The 17,166-nt window shown below is 60.5% G+C and carries 14 protein-coding genes; 6 read left to right on the top strand and 8 right to left on the bottom strand.

The window, feature by feature from the left end; genetic code table 11:
* The first annotated feature begins 98 nt into the window (after window positions 1-98).
* Genes WPS_RS14835 through WPS_RS14825 form a run of 3 tightly spaced genes read left to right on the top strand, consistent with a single transcriptional unit; the run spans window position 99 to window position 3,078 of the window.
* Window positions 99-1,175, top strand: a complete 1,077-nt coding sequence (locus WPS_RS14835; RefSeq protein ID WP_317995246.1) for an NAD-dependent epimerase/dehydratase family protein — start codon at window positions 99-101, stop codon at window positions 1,173-1,175.
* A 27-nt stretch (window positions 1,176-1,202) separates the two neighbouring features.
* Entirely contained in the window at window positions 1,203-2,297 is a 1,095-nt protein-coding gene (locus tag WPS_RS14830; protein WP_317995245.1) for an NAD-dependent epimerase/dehydratase family protein, read from the top strand.
* On the top strand, window positions 2,290-3,078 hold the full coding sequence (locus WPS_RS14825) for a glycosyltransferase family 2 protein (RefSeq protein ID WP_317995244.1): 789 nt from the start codon (window positions 2,290-2,292) through the stop codon (window positions 3,076-3,078). Before WPS_RS14830 ends, WPS_RS14825 begins: the two co-directional genes overlap by 8 nt.
* A 27-nt stretch (window positions 3,079-3,105) precedes the next feature.
* On the opposite strand, the gene WPS_RS14820 is transcribed toward WPS_RS14825, so the two are convergent.
* The 3 genes from WPS_RS14820 to WPS_RS14810 all read right to left on the bottom strand — a co-directional run bounded on the left by WPS_RS14820 (window position 3,106) and on the right by WPS_RS14810 (window position 5,878).
* Window positions 3,106-4,098, bottom strand: coding sequence for an ABC transporter ATP-binding protein (locus WPS_RS14820; protein ID WP_317995243.1), 993 nt, complete (start codon window positions 4,096-4,098; stop codon window positions 3,106-3,108).
* 143 nt (window positions 4,099-4,241) lie between these two features.
* Window positions 4,242-5,060, bottom strand: coding sequence for an ABC transporter permease (locus WPS_RS14815; RefSeq protein ID WP_317995242.1), 819 nt, complete (start codon window positions 5,058-5,060; stop codon window positions 4,242-4,244).
* A complete protein-coding gene (locus tag WPS_RS14810; RefSeq protein ID WP_317995241.1) occupies window positions 5,057-5,878 on the bottom strand; it encodes a chaperone modulator CbpM in 822 nt (273 codons plus the stop codon). Before WPS_RS14810 ends, WPS_RS14815 begins: the two co-directional genes overlap by 4 nt.
* Window positions 5,879-5,948: 70 nt before the next feature.
* Between WPS_RS14810 and WPS_RS14805 the strand changes: the two genes are divergently transcribed.
* Complete coding sequence (locus WPS_RS14805; RefSeq protein ID WP_317995240.1) at window positions 5,949-7,931, top strand: glycosyltransferase family 2 protein; 1,983 nt, start codon at window positions 5,949-5,951, stop codon at window positions 7,929-7,931.
* Between the two features lie 13 nt (window positions 7,932-7,944).
* Here WPS_RS14805 and WPS_RS14800 read toward each other — a convergent pair whose 3' ends face one another.
* Genes WPS_RS14800 through WPS_RS14790 form a run of 3 tightly spaced genes read right to left on the bottom strand, consistent with a single transcriptional unit; the run spans window position 7,945 to window position 12,619 of the window.
* A complete protein-coding gene (locus WPS_RS14800) occupies window positions 7,945-8,886 on the bottom strand; it encodes a methyltransferase domain-containing protein (protein ID WP_317995239.1) in 942 nt (313 codons plus the stop codon).
* Complete coding sequence (locus WPS_RS14795; protein ID WP_317995238.1) at window positions 8,883-11,867, bottom strand: rhamnosyltransferase WsaF family glycosyltransferase; 2,985 nt, start codon at window positions 11,865-11,867, stop codon at window positions 8,883-8,885. Before WPS_RS14795 ends, WPS_RS14800 begins: the two co-directional genes overlap by 4 nt.
* Window positions 11,868-11,875: 8 nt before the next feature.
* Window positions 11,876-12,619, bottom strand: coding sequence for a hypothetical protein (locus WPS_RS14790; RefSeq protein WP_317995237.1), 744 nt, complete (start codon window positions 12,617-12,619; stop codon window positions 11,876-11,878).
* Between the two features lie 101 nt (window positions 12,620-12,720).
* Here WPS_RS14790 and WPS_RS14785 point away from each other — a divergent pair, with 101 nt between their 5' ends.
* Entirely contained in the window at window positions 12,721-14,385 is a 1,665-nt protein-coding gene (locus WPS_RS14785; protein ID WP_317995236.1) for a methyltransferase domain-containing protein, read from the top strand.
* Window positions 14,375-15,736: a hypothetical protein gene (locus WPS_RS14780; protein WP_317995235.1), complete on the top strand. Its 1,362-nt coding sequence runs from the start codon at window positions 14,375-14,377 to the stop codon at window positions 15,734-15,736. Before WPS_RS14785 ends, WPS_RS14780 begins: the two co-directional genes overlap by 11 nt.
* 15 nt (window positions 15,737-15,751) lie before the next feature.
* Here the strand turns inward: WPS_RS14780 and WPS_RS14775 are convergent, their stop codons facing one another.
* Complete coding sequence (locus tag WPS_RS14775; RefSeq protein WP_317995234.1) at window positions 15,752-16,345, bottom strand: hypothetical protein; 594 nt, start codon at window positions 16,343-16,345, stop codon at window positions 15,752-15,754.
* Window positions 16,342-16,992, bottom strand: coding sequence for a hypothetical protein (locus WPS_RS14770; protein WP_317995233.1), 651 nt, complete (start codon window positions 16,990-16,992; stop codon window positions 16,342-16,344). Before WPS_RS14770 ends, WPS_RS14775 begins: the two co-directional genes overlap by 4 nt.
* Between the last annotated feature and the right edge of the window lie 174 nt (window positions 16,993-17,166).

The following is a 17,166-nucleotide window of genomic DNA, read 5'->3' as shown; positions in this document are numbered from 1 at the left end:
TCGCGTTCCGTACCGGCACCCGCCGCCGTTCTCCGCAGTTCGCGAAGCGTTCCTTGTTGAAGGCTCCGTGGCGACGACGCCGTAGCCAACGCAACGCAATGATTCCACACGCGTGCATACTCGTCGCCGGCGGCGCAGGATTCGTAGGGTCCAGCCTGGCGCTGCGCCTCCGCGCTGCGAATCCCGAAGCACGAATCGTCGTTGCCGACAATTTGAAGCGGCGGGGATCGGAATGGAATCTTCCGCGACTTGCCGCGGCCCGGGTGGAATTCGTTCACGCCGACATCCGTCGCCCCGACGACTTGGTCATCCCGAAGACACGTTTCGATCTGATCGTCGACTGCTCCGCCGAACCGTCCGTTCTCGCGGCGTACGAGAGCGGGCCCTCGTACGTCGTCGATACGAATCTGGTCGGATCGGTCAACCTGTTCGACCTTGCCCGCCGTGACGGCGCCGACGTCGTGTTCATCTCCACCAGCCGCGTGTACCCCGTGGCGGCGATCGAGGCGATCGCGTACGAAGAAGCACCGACGCGGTTCGTCATCGCACCGGAGCAGGCGATCCGGGGCGTGACTTCGGCGGGCATCGGTGAGGACTTTCCGCTGGAGGGGGCACGCTCGCTGTACGGGACGACGAAGCTCGCCTGCGAGATGATCCTCGAGGAGTACGCGCAGATGTACGGTCTGCGCTACGTCATCGACCGATGCGGGGTGATCACCGGTCCGTGGCAGATGGGCAAGGTTGACCAGGGCGTTTTCGCGCTGTGGATGGGGCGTCACTATTTCAAGCGCCCGCTCAGTTTCATCGGCTACGGCGGAACGGGCAAGCAGGTTCGCGATTTCGTCGCCGTCGACGAGCTGGCCGACCTCGTACTCGATCAGATCGGCCGGATCGACGCCCTTCCCCGGCGGGTTTACAACGTCGGCGGGGGGACGGCGTCGAGCCTCTCCCTGCTCGAGTTGACGCAACTGTGCGAGGAGGTGACCGGCAACCGGGTGGAGATGACGCGCGTTGCGGAGAACCGCCCATCCGATGTCCGGCTGTACATTACGGACAACGCGCGGGTGACCGGTGATCTGAACTGGTTTCCGTGCCAAACGCCGAAACAGACGATGGAGCAGCTCTACTCCTGGATCCGGGAGAACGAACGGCTCGTCGCGCCGCTTTGGTCGTAACCTTTCTGCAGGAGCACATACTGTCCGATGTCCGTCGTCGTCGTCACCGGTTCCGCTGGGCTGATCGGCTCCGAAGCCGTCGCGTATTTCGCCGAGCGCGGTCACGAGATCGTGGGGATCGACAACAACTTCCGTCAGCAGTTTTTCGGCGCTGACGCGTCGACCGAGTGGAACCGGCTGTCGCTGGCATCCCGCTTTCCGCGCAACTACACGCACGTCGCGGCGGATATCCGTGATGCCGATGCGATGTCGGAACTCTTCGCAAAATACGGGAAGAAGATCGCGCTGGTGATCCATGCCGCCGCGCAGCCCTCGCACGATTGGGCCGCGAGCGACCCGCAGATGGATTTCACGGTAAACGCCAACGGCACGCTGTCGATCCTCGAGGCGACGCGCCGGCACGCGCCCGAGGCGGTGTTCATCTTCACCTCGACCAACAAAGTCTACGGCGACGCACCCAACGAATTGCCGCTGGTGGAGCTCGAGACGCGCTGGGAGATCGACCGCGCCCATCCCTACTGGGAAGGCATCGACGAGCGGCTGCGGATCGATCAGTCGAAGCACTCGCTCTTCGGCGCATCGAAGGTCGCGGCGGACGTGCTGGTTCAGGAGTACGGCCGCTATTTTTCGATGCCGACGGCGGTCTTTCGCGGCGGGTGCCTCACCGGGCCGAATCATTCGGGCACGAAACTGCACGGGTTCCTGGCCTATCTCCTCAAGTGCACCGTGACCGCGACGCCGTATCAGGTGTTCGGCTACAAGGGAAAACAGGTCCGCGACAACATTCACTCCCACGACCTCGTGTCGGCCTTCGATCACGTCTTCCAGAGCCCGCGCTGCGGTGAGGTGTACAACGCCGGCGGAACGCGCTTCTCGAACTGCTCGATGATCGAGGCGATCGCGCTGTGCGAAGAGATCTCCGGGCGGAAACTCGTCTGGACCTACACGGAGACGAATCGCATCGGGGATCACATCTGGTACATCAGCGACATGGCGAAGTTCCGCGCACATTATCCCGGCTGGACGCAGCAGTACGACCTCCGGTCCCTCACGCAGGAGATGTTCGACAAGAACGTCGATCGCTGGCTCGCCGAGAGCGAGCGCGAGCGAGCCGGTGTCTGAGCTGTACTCGATCGTCATCCCCGCGCACAACGAGGAAGCAACGGTCGAGGCGACCCTGCTCGATCTCGCCGAGACGCTAGCGGCGGAGCAGATTCCGTTCGAGATCGTCGTGGTCGACGATCACTCGACCGATCGCACCTCCGAGGTGATCGCCTTGGTCAGCGCGCGATGGCCGCAGGTGCGGTGCGTGCGCAATCTTCGCCCGGGCGGCTTCGGCAACGCGATTCATACCGGGCTCGACAATTTCTCCGGCGACGCCGTCTGCATCGTGATGGCCGATGCGTCAGACGACGCGCGGGACGTCGTCGGATACTGGCGGCTGCTGCAGCATGGGTACGATTGCGCCTTCGGTTCGCGCTTCATGCGCGGTGCACGCGTGGTCGATTATCCGTGGCTGAAGCGCGCGCTCAACCGCGGCGCAAACGCCTTCATCGCGGCCGTGATGGGGATCCGCTACAACGATGTCACCAACGCGTTCAAAGCCTACCGGCGCGAGGTGATCGACGGCGTCCGTCCGATCCTCTCGCCGCATTTCAACATCACGGTAGAGATCCCGCTCAAAGCGATCGTGCGCGGCTACAGCTGGAATGTGATCCCGACGAATTGGTACAACCGCAAAGGCGGCGTCTCCAAGTTCAAGATCAAAGAGATGGGCAGCCGCTACCTCTTCATCGTGTTGTACGCGCTGATCGAGAAGTGGTTTTCGCGCGGCGACTATCGCCGGCGAGCCGACGTCGAGGAGCCGGCGTCCGGCGCGCCGACGCGCAGCGTACACGTGTAGTGATGGGGCCGACGGCAAGACGCGCTGTTATCGACCTGCGTTCGTCATAGCCGGATCCGGCATCGTGCACCGCACGAATCGAACGTGGTCGATCGGCCGGTACATGCCGGCAACTTCATCGAACACTGCGCATTCAACGCGATGTTCGCTCGAGGTCGCACGGAGCGGAATGTGAATGTCGAAGCCGACGTCTTGATGATACACTTCGAAGATCGCGGCAACGTCCGGCCGTAACGATCCATAGGGCGCGTTGAGGACCAGTTCGCCATCGATGAATACGCCTATGGCGTCTCCCCGGCGCGATGCGTCGATGTAGCCCCAGCCGCGCACGATGAGCGTCCCGGCTTCAAGAGACACATCGTCGAGATGGCCGAATGCCGGTTTGTTCGACACTGACTCCGCTTGGCTTCCGAATCGTTCCTCGGATGTCGCGGCGACGTCCGCAATGTACCGAGCCACAACATCGGAGGCGCGACCGTCCGCAACAATCTCTCCCGAATCGATGAGGATTGCGCGCTCGCAATGATTTGCAATGAAGCTCAGGTCGTGCGATACGAGCACGATTGTCGAGTGCTCGTCCCAAAAGCGCTGGATTCGCGCCGTGGATTTGTTTCGAAACGCCTCGTCGCCGACGGAGAGAACTTCGTCGATCAAGAGAACTTCCGGCCGCACGTCGGTGGCAATCGCAAAGCTGAGACGCGCGGACATTCCTGACGAAAGCGTCTTGAGGGGAGCGTTGCCGTAATTTTCAAGTTCCGCAAATTGGAGAATTTCGGGAATACGCTGCTTCATGTGAGACCGTGAGAACCCAAGCAGCACGCCGTAGAACACGATGTTCTCGATCACGGTAAGGTCGGGATCGAAGCCCGCTCCTAACTCGATGAGGGCCGCCAGGCTCCCCTCCACCGTAACGGTGCCTTGCGTCGGCGCGATTATGCCCGCGGCCAGCTTCAGAAGCGTGGATTTGCCGCTGCCGTTGCGCCCGATTAGTGCGACCTTCTCTCCGCGATTGATGGTCACGTCGACGGCGTGTATCGTACGCCTTCGTGTAGTCCGCGCGTGCTGGCGGCGCAGCAGTCGAAAGACGGTGCCTTTGAGATCGTAAGCGTACTCTTCCTGAGTTCGACGCCAAAGCGTAACGTTGGAGAAGTGGATTGCGGGTCTCACAGCAGGTCGAGAAAGTCTCGGCGCAGAGGCGCGAAGATGGCGATTCCGAGTGCGAAGACCGCAAAGCCGGTAACGACCGGAAGCGCGATTGCACGGAGATGAGGCATCTGCGGATTCAGCACGATATCGCGCAGAGAACTGACGATCACCGCGACGGGATTGAGTTCCAGGTACGTGCGAACGCTCGGCGGCACGAAGCTCGCCGGGTAGAAGACGGGTGTAGTCATGTAGATGATGAACGTCACGACTTCATAGAGGTACGCCAGGTCTCGAAAATAGACGTAGAGCGCGGCGAGGGCCAGAGCGACCCCCATCGACGTAAGGATAAGGCCCGCGAGAGGGCCTGCGATCGCTGCCACATTGATGATGGAATGCGTCCGCAAAAGCGCAACGATCATCAGGAGCGGAACCGTACCGATGACCAATTGGAACGTGTTCGCGGTCACGGTGCTCACGGGAAAGGCGCTGCAGGGAAGAGCAATCTTATTCAGGAGCGGCCCTCCCGCGACGATAGAGCTCAGTGCCTGCGAGGTTGCCGAGGAAAAAAACGCGAGGACAGACAGAGCAACGAAGACGGCGAGAACGTAATCGAAAATCGAACCGCCGTAATACTTTGCAAACGCCGTGCCGAAAATTGCCGTATAGACGCCCGTCATGAGCAGCGGATTCGAAAGCGACCAAAAAACGCCGAGCGAGGAACCGCGGTAGCGGATTTTGAGATTGCGCGCCGCGAGCGTGGAAACAAGGGCGGCATACGTAGCGAAACGGCCGCTGAAGGAGGTTTTCTGCTGCGATGCGGTTGTCAACACCGTCATTCGCGGCCTCGCTTGACGCCGGCTAATCTGAGCTTGAGGCGCCATAGCGGGCTAGCAGTAAGTGCGTCGATGTCCTCAGCGACAACCGCTTCGGCGCTGTGTACCGCCTCGAGTTCGTGGCTAAGTAGGTCGTTTACATCCGCCAAGGCGCCGCGAAGCGCTGCGATCTCGCGGCTATGGGCGTCGATGCGTTGGCGCAGCAGGCGATTCTCCGTGTCGAGCCTTTCGATTTGCGTTAAATCGGTCGCTCGGGTGGAACGAAGGCTGGAGAGCTCCTCTTGCGCTGCACGCGCTCGATGTGTATTGACGATGACGTGCGCCATCGTTTGAAGCAGGCGCGATGTCAGAGGCTCCGCGGAGCGACGAAACAGCAATAAATTCCGCAGGGTCCCATCGCCCGAGGCAATGAAATCCACGTGCAGGCCCGCTTGGGCAAGGGCAATGAGCCAAGAATACGCGACGCCCGCCGTCGGGCGTCCGACCTCACTCCAGTCCCACGAGAGAAGCACAGTATCTGACCGGTCGCTCAATTCGCGGATCAGGGTATCCCGTGCGGAGGCTGACCCAGCGGGCAGGCCGAGCGCCGTGGCGAGACCGAATCGGCCTGGTCGGGGAGACGGATAGCGCGTCACGTCGATCGCTTGATCCTCAAGCGCCGATGCCAGCACCCCTCCGTCGTTGGAGGCATCATAGACCGAATCCGCGGCCAGCGCCCGGCAGAAGTCCGTCGCCGCACGCGCGTCGCTTTCGGCGGGAAGAAGCGCCGCCCCGTGGTTCGTAGTGCCCGCCGCCGTTGAAATCGCAGTCATCAGCGACATTCGGATTCGCGTTTCCGCGGTGCGTGCCTGTGCATGATCGGCCTGAGAGGGTCGGGAAGAGGGTGCACCGATGAGCAGTTCGGAAATCGGGCGAACCCATGCGCTTGCCGTCGAGTTTGCCGCCAGCCGTGCGCGGCTACGTGAACTGCAACGCGCCTATGCTGCGATGGACCGCAGCAAATTCGCTCGTCTTCGTTCGATGCTGGCGCTCGCCGGCCGCCTTGCCGGTACCCGCACCGGGCGTCTTGCTGCATATAGCGATGAGCGGGGAGAACTGCCCAGCGCAGCGGGCCGTGATGCCGGGCCATTCGCACGCTCCGAATACGAACAGTGGCTTTTGACGCACGCGGCGCAACCTCACGAACTCGAATTGCAGCGGTCGCTCTCGCGCCTGCTTCCCCTGCGCCCCGTCATCAGTGTCGTCATGCCCGTGTACGAAACTCCACGGCGCTACTTGATCGAAGCGATCGAATCTGTCCTTGCTCAATCCTACCCGTACTGGACCCTGTGCATCGCGGATGATAATTCGCCGTCGCCCCACATTCGTGAGATATTGGAGCGATATGCCGCCGGCGACGAACGCATTCGCGTCGCGTTTCGTCTGCAAAACGGGCACATCTCCGAGGCGTCCAATTCCGCGATTGCGATGGCGACGGGCGAGTATATCGGTCTGCTGGATCACGACGATCTCATCGCACCTGATGCGCTTTTCGAAGTCGCGCACGCAGTGAATGTCGATCCAGAAATCGACATGATTTATACCGACGAAGACAAGTTGGACGAGAACGGCAAGCGGCAGGAGCCGTTCTTTAAGCCCGATTGGTCCCCGGACTCATTTCTCTCGAAGATGTACACGTCGCACTTTGGCATTTACCGGCGCAGCATCGTCGAAAAGATCGGCGGGTTCCGCCCTGAACTTAACGGCAGTCAGGACTACGATCTCGTTCTGCGCTTTACCGAAAGCAGCCAGCGCATTCACCATATCCCACGGGTGCTGTATAGCTGGCGTAAGCACGCCGAGTCGGCGGCGGGGAGCACGGACGCGAAGCCGTACGCGTACATTGCGGCTCGGAAGGCTATCGCAGAGGCGATGGAGCGGCGCGGCGAGCCGGGACGGGTGGATCCCGTTCCGAACTGCCATGGCTTATATATTCCGCGATACGAACTCCGCAAGCCCGGCAAGGTCTCGATCGTCATCCCATCGCGGGACAAAGCCGATATCCTCGATCATTGTCTAAAGTCCATTTTCCTCAAATCGACCTATCACGATTTCGAAGTGCTGATCGTCGACAATGGCTCGAAGAAAAAGGAGACCGACGTCGTCTTACGCCGCTGGCGAAAGTGGGACGAGCAGCGGTTCCGCGTAATCGAACGCGATGAGCCGTTCAACTTCTCGCGGCTCATCAATGCTGGTGCCGCTGCGAGCGATTCGCCGTATCTGCTCTTTCTCAACAACGATACCGAGGTGATCACCCAAGAATGGATCGAGATGATGCTCGAACAGGTGCAGCGCAAGTCGATCGGCGCCGTCGGCGTCAAGCTCCTTTTCCCGGATAACACCCTCCAGCACGCCGGAATCGTGCTGGGTCTTGGCGGCGCGGCCGGTCATGTAAATTATCGCATGCAGCGGTACGAGCTGAACCACTTCGGTGCCGTGGTTACCGTCAACAATTATAGCGCCGTCACCGCTGCATGCATGATGGTCCGCCGCGAGGCGTTCGAAGCAGTACATGGATTCGACGAAGATTTTTCCATCGCGTACAACGACGTGGACTTCTGTCTTCGCCTAGGCGCTCGCGGCCTGCGAAACGTCTATCTCCCTCACGTCGAATTGTATCACCACGAATCCCTATCGCGTGGATCCGATCTTGATCGAAGCCGTGCCGAGCGAAATCTCATCGAACAAGAAATGCTGATCAAGCGCTGGTCTATTCGTGAGCGGCCCGATCCGTATTACAACGTGAATCTCGCGCTTACCGCCCCATACTTCAAGTTGGCGATCGTCCCGGACGAACGCGAAGTCTTTCGTGACGAGCTTTTGATCCGGACGTAGTCTCCCACGACGATCACGCAGGATACGGGCTTTCGATCACCTCCGAGAGATCAACATCCCATCGCAGAGTCGTGTGCCCGATCTTTCGAACCAGGACGGACGAGGAGAGATAGCCGGGCGCGTCGGCCGCATGCCCCGGGCTGCAGCGAACAGGGACAATAAAGGCGGGCTCTCCGACGTGTGCTTCGAGCACCTCGAATCCCGTCGCTCGATTGAAGAGTGCCGGCCAAGCGTCGTTCGAGAAGCGCCAGAAGTCCCAGGGTGCGTCGTGCACGGCGTACGTTTGGTGCGTCATGAAATAGCCGACGCCGCCGATGCTGAGAACGCGATTGAGTTCTAGGACAAATTTCCACGGCATGAGCAAATGTTCGAATACTGAGATCGCCATCGCGGCTTGAAAAGATTCCGGGGAAAAGTACGATGCGAGCGCGTGCGCATCGCCTACGACGTCGACATTGTCACCCGGCCGCATGTCAAAGCCGACATAGTTCCAACCCGCAGGAACGAACTGACGGTAGGTGTTTCCGGATCGAGCGCGGGCGCCGATCTCCAAGAAGTTTCCCGGCGGCAGGGCCGTGGTGATGGCGATGAACTTGCCGGTTAGCCGGTGAGCCGGCTCGGAGCCTTTATCACGCGTCCCTAAGTCGTCAAGTGTGGCCGTTGTGCCGTCGGAAAACCAGGCAAACAACGTCGCGTTGATCACGATATCATCAGGCTGTTCGACGGACGTATAGAGTGCAAAACGGCAATCTGCGGCCTCCGCTCCGTAGGCCGCTTCGACATCCTGGCTCGGCAAGCCGCAAAGGACGCTTACCGACGCGCCTCGTGCGAAGCGCAACTCGAGTCGCACCAGATTGCGGGTGGGGGAAAAGAGCCAGCCTTCGATGCCGAGCGTTCGATTAAAGATACTGAAGCGATCAATATGCGAAAAGGTCGCGATCCCCGCGTCGGTCATGCTCTGCCGGCCGCAAAGCGCGGCGTCGATGGGCGAAAGCGGGCCGAATCGAGCGAGCGAGCCTGCGTTTCGGGATCGCACAGAAAAGCATAGACGTGGTCCATCTCAGGGTTCCAATCGGCATGGAATCGTGCAATTGTCTCGAATCCGCCGAAGCGCAGTTTTTCCGCGTACAGATCGTCGAACGCGACGCGCTCGACGGCGTCAGCCAATCCGCTTGGCGACGGCAACGCCAGGTGCGCGTTCTCGCCGTCGCGGTAGAACCAGCTATTCCATCGGTTCACGTTTGCTACTACCGGGCATCCTGAAGCCATCAGTTCCAACGGAATGTATGAGGGGTGGCGCGTCATCATCAACGCAACACCGACATCGCAAGAACGATAAAGGGCAGGAGTTTCTTCGAAGGGCAACAGGCCGAGTGACGTAATCGCACCGGCGACCTGGTACTCGGCCGCAGAGAAATCGCCCCCCGCTGCGATCAGTTCGATGCCCGGACCGTGTCGCATACGCAGACGCCGTACCGCTGCGCAGATTAGTTCAAAAGCGTTCCGCGGCGTGCCTGGACGCGCATAGACGAAGACACGCCTCGTACGCAGCGGATCCAGTTGGCGCGGTTCCCGTGCTTTCGGACGAAAAACCGTGTGGTCCACCGCGGGTGTAAACCAGGTTGCAGAGCCGCCGAATTCCTCGGCATACGAACGCGCGAGTGAGATCGTGTTGGCGATCCCGTAAAATCCGAGGCGATAGGTGTTCTCCACCATCGCGCTGGTCGTGCCCGCTGCGTAAAACCCGGGTTCCCAATCCTGAATGAAATAGAACTTTCTCGGCGTCCGTTGAAATCGTGCGAGGGCATACGCCGTCGTCCACAAGCTGCATATCGCCGCATCGCACGGCGGCACATCTTGGAGCGCCGCCGTCGAGTCGCCGATGGTGACGTCGTCAACCCTCAGTTCCGGCAACCAACGACGCATGAGGTCGACATACGTTGCCCGGTCTCCGCTGCCGCACAGAACGAAGTGATTGTTTACGTGATACGTGTTAGCGAAGTGCGCGGCAAAACGGAGGATCGTCGCGATTCCACCGAACGCAGCGACGGTAAACGTCGGTAAAAACCATGCAATCGAGGTGGTCGGACGCAAGCCGGTCGTCGGTTGCGAACGGTAGGCAGCGATCTCACTTTCATCCAAGTCGAACCACTCAACGACGTGCTCTGCCTCCGTGCGGCTTCGCGGCGGCGTCATCGATCGGCGACGCAGGAACTGAGTGACGTAATCGTACGGCGTCTGCTCATCGGGATGCCGTGGAGCGAGCGGTTTCCGCCAATGGCTCAAGTTCGGGGAGAAGTACGGGTCGCCGGCCTCGAGATACGGCCGATAATAGACCGCCGAGACGGCGAAATCACCGTCCGGTATCTCGTGTCCGCGCGTTGCCGACTCGAGGTGATAAAGCCGAGCGTACGGCGTGTACACATTGCGAAAACCGCGCCTGTATGCTTCGATCCCAAACGCAACGTCGCTGCCGCAAAGAATGAAGGCCTCGTCGAAACCTCCGACGGTATCGAACACGTCGCGTCGAACCGCCAAACACGCACCGGTCACTGCCAGATAGTTGCGATACCACAGCGGACTGCCGTGCGCATTCCCGACCGATACAGCCGTGTCCGCGAACGGATGGTTCGCGAAGCCCTCGAGGCCGACGACGATCCCGGCGTGCTGCACGTCACCGTTTGCACGCAACAGCAACGCGCCGACCGCTCCGATCTCGGGATGCAGCGCCCAGCCGGCCAGTTCGTCAACCCAATCGCCGTCGATGACCTCGACATCGTTGTTGAGGAATATCAGCAACTCGCCAGCACTATGTCGTACGGCAAAATTATTGACGGCGCTCCAGTTGAACGGCAACGCGTAGTCGAGTATGCGTATGCGCGGATCGCGACGCAGTTCCTCGTAGTAGGCGAAGGTTGTCTGGTTGCAGCTGCCGGTATCGACCACCACGATCTCGATGGCTTCATACCGAGTGCGTTCGATGATCGACGAGATCGCAGCACGAAGAAGGTCAACCTTGTCCTTCGTCGGGATGATGATGGACGCGAGCGGTTTCCGAGGCCATCGCCAGCCGATCCGAACGTGCCCCTCATCATTAACGTGGGCATGCGCGGGCAAGCCTTTGCGGCTGAAATGACGGTTCAGTGACCTGGACTGGCTACGGCCCACTCCCTCCTTCGCTCGGTGGGAAAGCGCGGTCGATCCGTCATGCCGGCGCCAATGGTAAAGCACGCGGGGCACGTGAATGATGCGCTGCGTCCGCTCGGCAAGGCGCAGATGCAAGTCCCAATCTTGGGCCCCGTCGAGATCCTCCGCCATTCCTCCGATGTCGCGCAAGAGGCCTGCCCGTACGACCGTGAGATGAGTAAGGTAGTTGGCAGCATAGAGGAGTTCCGGGGACCATTCAGGTTTAAAAAGCGGATCGCCGAGCGAGCCATCCCGGTCGTCAATGTAATCGAAGTCGGAGTAGACGACGTCCGCTGCGCCGAAGGCCTTTACGACGTGAAAGAGCGCGTCGGGAGTCAACGCGTCGTCATGGTCGACGAACGCGATCCAATCGCCGCGACATGCGGCGATTGCAGCGTTCGTATTACCACCGATGCCCTTGTTGCGGGGCAATTCGTTGATGATGAATCGCTCGTCAGCGTCAGCGAACTGCCGTAAGAGTTTGATGTTTTCATCATCTTCATCTGCCGTGACGACCAGACAGGCCTCCCAATAGGGATAACTCTGATCGGCAAGAGACTCGAGCATTTCCCGAAGCATGTACGAATGCGGCCGCCAGATTGGAACGGCAATCGATACGAGAGGATAATCGCCGATAAGACTCTGCGTTCTTTGCGATGCGAGTTCGGTCTCGTCGGGACAATTGTGCATGTACCACGCCCGGTAATCCGGGTCGCGGAATGCGCGCCGCGCAGGAAGTGAAAGGGTCAACTTGGCTCCTAGGCGACGTTGAGGGTAATCGTTTGCGGTACGCGGACGAGCGGCGACGTTGCCGAATCGCCCAGCGCTACCTGCACGGTATGATGTCCCGCCCCGATTCCTCGAAGCGGCACGTGCAGCCGAAAGCCGCAGCCGCCCATCTCCGGGGTTGCGTAGACCTCCGCAACGTCGGGCCTGAATCCGGTCGCGCCGGCAACATGAACTACGGTTTCGTCGATAAACGCGAAGCCCGCAGTGTACTTGCGCATGCGATCGCGATCGAACCCCCAACCCCGGATGACCAGTGTGTCGGTTTCTCTCGCACGTGAGGGCTGCGCCGCTTCCGGGTTGTCCGCTCCTGCAATAAAAGCGGTGTCGATGCGTCCGTTCGGCAAGATGGGAAGTTGCCGTAATCCGTAGAGACTGCCGGCTTCAGCGAGGAAAAGGACGTGAGGTTCTGCGAGGCGCCAACCATCAGCCGTCACCTCAACGTACTTTCTGCCGGCTCCGATGACGGCGCTAGAGATCACCGCTTGAAAGCCGGTAGCTCCGTAATGCTCACCGAGTAGAACTCGGACATCCGGCCGGTCCAGCCCGACCGTGACGGGGAAGCATCGACCGTCGATGTTGACGGCCATTACCGCTTGCGCCTGATCGTCGCGGGCAGCCCATCCCGTGATCACGACCGAACTCCCCAGTGGAATCCTCCCGCCCGCCGGTTGCGGAACAGCATAAATCTCGTCTACGTATCCGCGCACCTTCATGTGAGACGCCAAGGTCGACACGACGGCATTATCTGTCTCCTGCCGGTCAAAATCCTCGTTGACCAGGGGATCGCGACAAGGGTCCAAATATGTTGCGGACCATGTCGACACTGCGCGAACTGACGTTCACCGGCGAACGCTATGTCCCGGGTCTAATGGGACAGATTCGCTACGAGCATGTGCACCGCTATGCTATTGCGAGACGTCTCGCCGCCGGACGACGCGTTCTGGACGTCGCTTCGGGCGAAGGATACGGTACCGCGCTGCTTGCTACTACGGCAGCCCAGGCCGTCGGCGTCGACATCGACGAAAGCTCCGTCGAGCGCGCCAGAAGTGTGTACTATGCTTCCAACCTGCGGTTTGTCGTCGGATCGGCGAGTGCACTGCCTCTTGCCGACGCAGGCTTTGACTTCGTATCGTCGTTTGAAACGCTTGAACACATCGCCGAGCACGAACGCATGGTCGATGAAATCAAACGCGTGCTAGCGCCCGGCGGTACGCTCGTCATCTCGACTCCGAACAAGCGTGTGTATTCGGATATTCCGCAGTATTCCAATCCGTTCCACGTCCGCGAACTGTACTTTTCAGAGTTTCGGGAATTGCTCTCCGCTCGCTTTCGTCACGTCAGAATTTATGGACAGCGCATCGCGGCAGCGTCGGTAGTGCACCCCCTTGCAAACGCCGTCGTCGAACGTCCGATATGGTTCGCCGGCCGGGGTGATGACGTGCTCGACGCCCTGCCGGCACTCATCGATCCAACGTATTTCCTTGCGGTCGCCAGTGACGAACCGATCGAAGACCTGGTCGAGTCTGCATTTCTGGACCCGTCGGATGACGTCTTCGGCGCTACCGCTCGGGAAATGCAGGCTTTGCGCAATATGGTGGAGCGACTCGATGGAACGTTGCCGGGCGAATTGAGCGCCGGCCGGGCGGCACTCACGTCTACAAATACAAGCCGAAATGATCTGCGGGCCGAACTGGATGCGGTGCACGAAGCGTTTCGCGTAGCGGACGCGGAGCGTTTGCACAATGCAAATCGCTACGACGAATTAGCGGAACTTTATAATAGGGAACGCGCCGAGCGAGAGCGTGATGCATATAACCTGCGCGAGCGGCTTGACGAGTCTGACAGGAAGATTCGATCATTGGAAGAGGATGCGCGCGACGCACACGCAGCTTTTGAGAAAGCCGATGCGCTGCGGATATACCAAGAGAGCCGTTATGAAGAGTTGGAAGCGCTTTATAAATCCGACGGATCGGAAAAGCTGCAGCAGGTGACGTCGCTGCAGGCCCGGGTTCTTGAGCTCGAAGCTTCGCTCAGCGAGGCGGAGCATTCCCGTGCTGCGCTCGAGGTCGAAAGAGGGGAGATCCAGCGGGAGATGCTGGGCTGGGCAGATCGCGCGCGAATCGTGGAACGCGAACTTGCCCAAACCATCGAACAACACGCACGCGAGGTATCGGTCAGGGAAGCAGGCTACACGCAGGCCTTGAGCGAGCAGATCCTGCGCGGAAGCGAACAGCTCGGGCGCGCTCGTGCCGAGCGCGATGCTCTGCAGAACCGTGCAGCGGTTCTTCAGGACGACGCGGACCAAGCTCGGGCTGCGCTTGAATCGGAGCGCGAACGATGGGCTCAGATGGAACGAGAGTTGCGTTCGCTTGCAGACGCAGCGCACGAGGCCCTGCAAAGCGTGGTCGACTCGAAATCGTGGCGACTGACCCGGCCTCTCAGGCTCCTCGCCCGTCGATTTGGTGCGGATGACCGCTGACGTTCAGCTCGACGAACGCGCGACCGCCGAGCAGCCCGGATTGTCGGGAGCGGCGACCGCCGCATGCCTTCTCGTCGCGTGCCTATTCCCAATCACCATCGCGGCGATGCTGGTGCGTTGGGCTGTCAATGCTCCGCAATGGGATGAATGGGAAGTCGCCAGCCTCGTTATCAGAATGCATCAGCACACCCTGAGTTTCGCGGATTTATGGGCGCAGCACAACGAGCATCGGATGTTCGTCCCGTACTCTTTAATGCTGTTGCTCGCACAGTGGCGCGGCTGGAACGTCGTCCGCGAAGAATTGATCGGCATCGCGTTCGTCGTGTGCGCACAGGCATTATTCTTCGATCTGCTGCGTCGTTCTGCGTCTCGCGTTGCGCTGGGAATATCCTTCCTCTTCGGAAGCGCCATCCTTTACAGCGCCTCGCAGGCGGGCAATTGGATGTGGGGCTTCCAGCTCGCGTGGTTCATGATCGTTTTTTTCGTGTTCGCGATGGTGTGGCTGCTGATCGTTGGACGGGAGGCACCGCTTGCTTTCCGCCTCGCCATCGGCGTCGGGTTTCTCGCGAGCTACACGATGTCATCGGGGCTCCTGCTTTGGCCCGCTGGGCTGTGCTTGATTCTCCTGGACCGCCGTGTTGACGGCCCCAAACAGACGATCGCTTGGATCGCCGCTGCCGGCGTCGCGACCGTGCTGTATCTGCATGGCTGGTCGCGGGGCGGCCTGCAATCGGATCCCACGTACGTGTTGACCCATCCCTTTGAGGTCCTTGGGTACCTCTTTGCGTACTTCGGTGCGCCGTTAGCCTGGTCGAGCGCACCAGAGATCGCACTGCCGATGTGTATCGGGGCCGTAGGGGTCGCTGCATTCGGTGCCTATGCAATATCATACGCACGCCGCAAACAGCACGGTCGCGGGGACCTCGAAGCGCCGTGGCTCGCACTCGGGATTTTCGCTCTGCTGGCCGGGACGATGACCGACATCGGACGGGCGGCGTTCGGGATAGATCAGGCGCTGGCGAGCCGCTATACGACGTATTCCGGGCTGCTGTGGATCGCGCTGGTCGGATTGACGGTGTGCGCTCTGCGCAGGGCGCCGCTCTCGATCAAGTTGCGGTCTGCCGTGCTTGTCAGCGCAGCGGCGTCCGCGGTGCTCTCTTTACGATCCGATGTGAATGGTGTTGCGGAGATGCGCCGTATCCAGGCGCACGATATCCGGTCTCTTGTCACGCTAAGGCACTTTTGGACCGCGAGCGACGCCGATCTGCGCATGCTGTATCCAAACCCCGTGACGGTACGAGGCTATGCGGCGCAACTTGTGCTCGTCCATGACGGTCCGTTCCGCCCCTGATCGACCCGAATCGTATCACTGACGCACGAGCCGCACTCGCGTCGGATGGTCCGGGATCAGATACACGCCGGTCCGGTGCGCATCCAGCACGTAGAAGCGAAGTCGATGAGCACCTTTTGCAAGATGCGCCGTCTCAAGCAGCGCCTTGTATCCCGTTGCTTCCAGTGCCGGGTTTCCTAGCGCTGCGGCGACGTCCGGGCGAGAAAGGCCATAGCGCGCGACGATCGGGCGACCATCGTCGACGCGTACGAGGACGCCGCCTGCGGGAGCATTTGCGGGGGCGTCGATCGCCCAGCCTTTCACGCTCAGGGGCGACGGGTCTCCGGCTGAAAGGAGAACCGTCCGGTCGGCGCCGAGCACGGTTCGTTCCGCTCCGCGACCGACCGATACGGCTTCAATGGTGGCTTGCGTTTCCCCGGATTTCATCGGTAGCGTTTGAGCCCAGTCGTCCTTAAGCTTGGACGGCATGGGTCGAACCGCCGGGGCGCGCGGCAAGCCTTGCGGCGTGCCCGCGTGGACGTCGAGTGAAAAGGCTTCTATGGTGATTCCTCCCGCGATGACGACCAAGACGAGCGGCAGGAACTTCGCGATCACGAGCGAGGGCGTCAACGAAGCGTAGCGCTTCGTATCGACAGGAACACCGAAATTGCAGCGCTTACGAGGGAAAAGAACGCAGCCATAAAGATGGCGACTTTGCCGACGGCACCGAAGGTTCGTGATTGCTGCGAAGTGTCTACGACGAAGGGCTCGGAGAATCCGACCCATCCTTCAAACGTCGTTGCACGATCGACAGCGTGGATCCGAAAGCGCTTCGCTCCGGCAACCTCACGAATCGGAACGTGAAATTGAACCCACCGTTCACCTGGATTCGATGCCGTCACTTGCAACGGCACGATGCGGTCTCCGGCATCGACATCGACCGACAGCGAAAGTCCCGGTCGCGCAGGATATCCGGAAACCATCAACGCGATATCCGGCACGGCATCGTACCATGCGGTCGAAGCGTCTCCCGTGTTCCTGTCTCCGTTGATAAACGATCCGTAGAGTCGAACATTCTGAGGCGTCATACTTTGATCGGTAGCCGGAAAGACGGCACCCGGCTGAAAGCCGCTGCCCGCAACAGCCGGATATGATTTCGGTACGAGCAGCGTTGCCGTCGTATTCTGCACTTGGAGCGAACCGATCGCCTCGATGACGCAGAGGAATGCAAGCGCAGCAGATCCGGCGGCGATCTGAAGCCAAAGTTTGAGGGTCATCGTGTTGCATCCCTTCGCAGTTGAGCTGATGGGTCGCGCGTAAGAAAGCGCCGGCGGCGCAACGCTTGTACGCCGCGCGCAAATCATCTCCTAGCCGCTGCGGCATCGTGGGGAGGGAAAAGGCCTGTATTGCCGCATCCCAGGCGGGTGCCCGAATGGGATAGCGCCGTCCAG

It is taken from the genome of Vulcanimicrobium alpinum (assembly GCF_027923555.1).
GTDB lineage: Bacteria > Vulcanimicrobiota > Vulcanimicrobiia > Vulcanimicrobiales > Vulcanimicrobiaceae > Vulcanimicrobium > Vulcanimicrobium alpinum.
Note: the sequence above shows the minus strand (reverse complement) of the source record. Positions and strands in the feature narration are given on the sequence as shown.

Coding starts and splice junctions, on each gene's coding strand:
- WPS_RS14780 (WP_317995235.1), top strand. CDS start 14,375: ATGACCGCTGACGTTCAGCTCGACGAACGCGCGACCGCCGAGCAGCCC.
- WPS_RS14815 (WP_317995242.1), bottom strand. CDS start 5,060: ATGACGGTGTTGACAACCGCATCGCAGCAGAAAACCTCCTTCAGCGGC.
- WPS_RS14790 (WP_317995237.1), bottom strand. CDS start 12,619: ATGAAGGTGCGCGGATACGTAGACGAGATTTATGCTGTTCCGCAACCG.
- WPS_RS14835 (WP_317995246.1), top strand. CDS start 99: ATGATTCCACACGCGTGCATACTCGTCGCCGGCGGCGCAGGATTCGTA.
- WPS_RS14800 (WP_317995239.1), bottom strand. CDS start 8,886: ATGACCGACGCGGGGATCGCGACCTTTTCGCATATTGATCGCTTCAGT.
- WPS_RS14805 (WP_317995240.1), top strand. CDS start 5,949: ATGAGCAGTTCGGAAATCGGGCGAACCCATGCGCTTGCCGTCGAGTTT.
- WPS_RS14770 (WP_317995233.1), bottom strand. CDS start 16,992: ATGACCCTCAAACTTTGGCTTCAGATCGCCGCCGGATCTGCTGCGCTT.
- WPS_RS14830 (WP_317995245.1), top strand. CDS start 1,203: ATGTCCGTCGTCGTCGTCACCGGTTCCGCTGGGCTGATCGGCTCCGAA.
- WPS_RS14785 (WP_317995236.1), top strand. CDS start 12,721: ATGTCGACACTGCGCGAACTGACGTTCACCGGCGAACGCTATGTCCCG.
- WPS_RS14810 (WP_317995241.1), bottom strand. CDS start 5,878: ATGTCGCTGATGACTGCGATTTCAACGGCGGCGGGCACTACGAACCAC.